General features: G+C 43.2%; 4 protein-coding genes. 3 read left to right on the top strand and 1 reads right to left on the bottom strand.

What is annotated here, in order from left to right; genetic code table 11:
- Positions 1-317: hypothetical protein (locus HMPREF0373_RS09155; RefSeq protein ID WP_021739409.1), on the top strand; the 317-nt coding region annotated here is incomplete at its 5' end.
- Between the two features lie 131 nt (positions 318-448).
- Here HMPREF0373_RS09155 and HMPREF0373_RS09160 read toward each other — a convergent pair.
- Positions 449-1,324: an AraC family transcriptional regulator gene (locus tag HMPREF0373_RS09160; protein WP_022035180.1), complete on the bottom strand. Its 876-nt coding sequence runs from the start codon at positions 1,322-1,324 to the stop codon at positions 449-451.
- 373 nt (positions 1,325-1,697) lie between these two features.
- Here HMPREF0373_RS09160 and HMPREF0373_RS09165 point away from each other — a divergent pair, with 373 nt between their 5' ends.
- Positions 1,698-2,921 carry an MFS transporter gene (locus HMPREF0373_RS09165; protein ID WP_021739412.1) on the top strand — a complete coding sequence of 408 codons (1,224 nt, stop codon included), beginning with the start codon at positions 1,698-1,700 and terminating at the stop codon, positions 2,919-2,921.
- Between the two features lie 150 nt (positions 2,922-3,071).
- On the top strand, positions 3,072-4,010 hold the full coding sequence (locus HMPREF0373_RS09170) for a D-2-hydroxyacid dehydrogenase (protein ID WP_022035181.1): 939 nt from the start codon (positions 3,072-3,074) through the stop codon (positions 4,008-4,010).
- The last annotated feature ends 17 nt before the right edge of the window (positions 4,011-4,027 follow it).

Raw genomic sequence — 4,027 nt, forward strand, 5'->3', positions numbered from 1 at the left:
TAGCAAATGAGTATGGCTGGTGGTATGTTCAGGGCGGACAGATCAACTTCAACTTCAATGGTATCGTACCAAACGAGCAAGGCTGGTGGTATGTACGCAACGGAATGATCGACTTCAACTTCAACGGACTTGCAGCAAATGAAAACGGCTGGTGGAAATTCGAAGGCGGCAAGATTGATTTCAACTTCAATGGCGCAGCTCAGAATGAGAATGGCTGGTGGTATGTTCGTGGAGGAAAGATTGATTTCTCCTATAACGGAACCGTAAAAGTTGGTGGAAAAACCTATACAGTTACAGGTGGAAAACTGAACGTTTAATACAGAGCAGTGATTCGTTTGTAAAAGACATAAAAGAATACTTGAAAAAGTAAGAAAAATGGGCGTCGCAGGAAAGTGCGGCGCCCGTTTTGCAATATTTTTTTATCAAACGAAAAGAAAAAGTATCGTTTTTAATAATAGTCTTTGATATAAGATTTCCGGTAACTGGAGGGTGTTTCTCCAATGATGGTCATAAACAGTTTGGAGTAGTGCTGGGAATCCTTGAAGCCTACCAGCTGTGCAATCTCTGTCAGTGATTTGTCCGACTGCATCAGTTCAATGGACTTATTGATCCGGTAAATATTGATATAGTTGGACAATGTAATGTTCATATATTTTTTGAACAGCGTACTCAGATATCTTACGGAAATCTGAAGTTCTTTGGCGATATCTTCCTGATGAATCTTGTACATATAATTTTTATGGATGTGATCCAGAGTATATGCCACATAACTGTTCTGGATATTTGGATCCACAAAATGGTGATCCGGCTGCTTCTTGTCCAGGATATGGAGCATGATATTCATCAGAGCCAGATTGATATTGGCAGCGGAAAACAGGCTGTCCGAGGAAGCGTGCAGATCAATGACTTTCTGCAGACAGTCGTCCAGGACAGAATCCGATTTCTGATGGTAGTATGTCTTAAAATGAAAGTGTATCGCATGCATCATGCTGATGGGATAGATTCCGCTGTTATCCAGAATGACATTGGCAAAGGTTTCCGGTCGGAAGTGAATCTGCTGGAATTCACAGTCACTGTCTTTTCCAAGATAAAAGGAATGTACAACGTTAGGGAGAATCATGATAAAATCTCCGGTATTGCATGTGATGGTTTCTGTGCCGATATCCATATAGCAGAAGCCGGAGAGAATCCGGTAAAACTCGATCGTTGTATGGATGTGTGCCCCAAATCGGAATCCCGCTTTTTCCCGGCGTGTCAGTGCACCTGTCAGAACATCCGCGGACAGGGGCAGGGTTAATTGTTTTTCAGTTAAATTCGAACTCATGTCGGAGCCATCTCCTTATCCGTAAAACATAAATTGTTTACTGTTTCTGTTTATTATAGCAGAAAGCCATCCATTTGGCGAGAGGTAGTTCCCGATGCAAGAGCTGTTTTGACACCCAAATCCTATGATGTTGGGGTCAAAAGATGCCTTACGAATTGTTCCGTACTTTGTACTCCCACAATTCTACCCAATATTCGCATATCGTGAAGCTGATGCTCCACTTTTCAGACTTTTTCTCCGGAGTTGGAAATAAAAAAATCTTGCAAGATGTATAAAGTTAGATTATAATAGTTTACGTTGCAATGGAGAAATGTTTTTCTCCGCTTTTTTTATGGAATATAGATAGTATAAATTTTTAGGAGGGAAAGTTAGTATGAAAAACTTAAATCGCTGGGTATATGCGATCATCGGTGTTATCACTCTGCTTCTCGCAGGTCTGGTATACGCATGGTCCGTTATGTCCAAATCAATCGGTGCTTCCCGTCCGGACTGGACAGCAGCACAGTTATCTATGACATTTACCATGGTTATGGCATTTTTCTGCATTGGATGTCTGATTGCCGGAATGATGGCAAAAAAAGTCAGTCCGAAGATCTACATTATTCTTTCAGGAATTTTATTTTTAGCAGGATTTATGCTTGCTTCCACAACAGGTGCTTCACCGGCAACACTGTATCTTGGTTTCGGTATCTTGTGTGGTCTTGGTGCAGGATTCGCTTATAATGCAGTTATGAGTACCATGTCTTTGTGGTTCCCGGACAAACAGGGCCTGATTTCCGGTATCCTTCTGATGGGATTTGGTCTGAGCAGCTTCATTATTGGTAAAGTATTTGCTGCTGTTACACCGTCTGACGGAACAGACAAATGGCAGGCTACATTCCGTGTTCTCGGTATTATTATTGTAATCGTAATGGTAATCTGCAGCTTCTTCTTCGTAAAACCGGAAGCTGGTTATAATCCGGGTGCAGGTTCCGCGAAAGCAAAAGCAGTCCGTGAGCCGGCATGTGAAGTAAATACCGGCAAAATGGCAACTATGCCGACTTTCTGGTTCTACTATATCTGGGCAATTCTGGTAAGTGCTGCAGGTCTTGCACTGGTTTCCCAGGCAAGTGGTATTGCAAGTCAGGTTGGTACAACCGTATCTGACGGAAATATTGCGACTGTGGTAGGTCTGATCTCTATTTTCAATGGTATCGGCCGTGTAATCTTCGGTGGCTTATTTGATAAAAAAGGTTACAGATTTACTATGATCCTGGATATGATCATTTTCATCGTTGCTGCTCTGATCCTTGTACTTGCGCTGGTAAGCGGTAACTTTGCGTTTATCGTAATTGGATTTGTGGTAGGCGGACTTGCTTATGGTGGAGTTACACCGACCAACTCAGCGATCATCAGTGATTTCTTTGGCCGTGAAAATTACTCCATGAACTTTTCACTGATCAATACAAACCTGCTGATTGCATCTTTTGCTTCTACTATCGCAGGTAAACTGTACGATGCAAGCGGATCCTTCATGACAACGATTTTCATGATGATTATCGTAACCGTTCTTGGATTTGTTGTATCCTTCGGTGTACGCAGACCGAAAAACAAATAAGAATTAAAAATCCTAAGAAAGTGGAGGGACTCTTTTGAGTGCCAGCCACTTTCTTTTTTTGTAAAAATGAGTTACAATGGGCGAAGCCAGAAAACAATATTACAGCCGGATGACTTGCTTAGAAGTTTGGCTGGAAGGAATGTGAAAGATATGAAGATAGTTTTTTTAGATGATAATTCAATAGGAACAGACATTGACCTTAGCGGATTCGAGGTGTTGGGCGAAGTGGTCCGTTATGGAAGCAGCAAGCCGGAGGAAGTGCCGGATCGTGTACAGGACGCAGATGTGGTTATCGTCAATAAGATGGAGATCAATGAGCAGACCGTTGGTACTGCCCGCAACCTGAAACTGGTATGTGTAACTGCTACGGGCACGAATAATCTTGACAAAAAGTTTCTGGAAGAGCGGAATATTGCATGGCGGAATGTGGCAGGCTATTCTACGGAATGTGTGGCACAGCATACATTTGCGCTGCTGTTTTATCTGCTTGAAAAGATGCCTTATTATGACAATTATGTCAAATCAGAGAAGTATGTAAATGATTCCATGTTTACGCATTTTGCAAATCATTTTCATGAACTCGGTAAAATGACCTGGGGTATCATCGGTCTGGGAGCGATTGGAAAACGGGTGGCAGATCTGGCAAAAGCCTTTGGCTGCCATGTGATCTATTATTCTACTTCCGGGAACCATACGGAGGACGCTTATGAGCGTGTGGATTTTGACACGTTACTTACCACATCAGACATCGTATCCGTGCATGCACCGCTCACAGAGCAGACAGAGCATCTGATGAATGCGGCAGCTTTTGCAAAAATGAAACGTAGCGCAATTTTTATCAATGTGGGACGTGGGCCAATCGTGGTGGAAGCAGATCTGGCGGATGCACTGGAGCAGGGAACGATTGCGGCAGCAGGACTGGATGTGCTGAGTGTGGAGCCGATGCGTGAAGACAATCCGCTGCGCCGCATCAAGGATAGTGAGAGACTTGTGATCACACCGCATATTGCATGGGCGGCTGTGGAGACACGCAAGCGTCTGATGGAGATTATTTTACAACAGGTGAAGGAGTTTTTTGAACGCAGATAAGCATTCCCCCGCTTCAA

The sequence above is a fragment of the Eubacterium ramulus ATCC 29099 genome, from assembly GCF_000469345.1.
Taxonomy (GTDB): domain Bacteria; phylum Bacillota; class Clostridia; order Lachnospirales; family Lachnospiraceae; genus Eubacterium_I; species Eubacterium_I ramulus.

Bases quoted from the DNA above. Each gene is read 5' to 3' on its own strand.
- HMPREF0373_RS09160 (WP_022035180.1), bottom strand. From the start codon at position 1,324: ATGAGTTCGAATTTAACTGAAAAACAATTAACCCTGCCCCTGTCCGCG.
- HMPREF0373_RS09165 (WP_021739412.1), top strand. From the start codon at position 1,698: ATGAAAAACTTAAATCGCTGGGTATATGCGATCATCGGTGTTATCACT.
- HMPREF0373_RS09170 (WP_022035181.1), top strand. From the start codon at position 3,072: ATGAAGATAGTTTTTTTAGATGATAATTCAATAGGAACAGACATTGAC.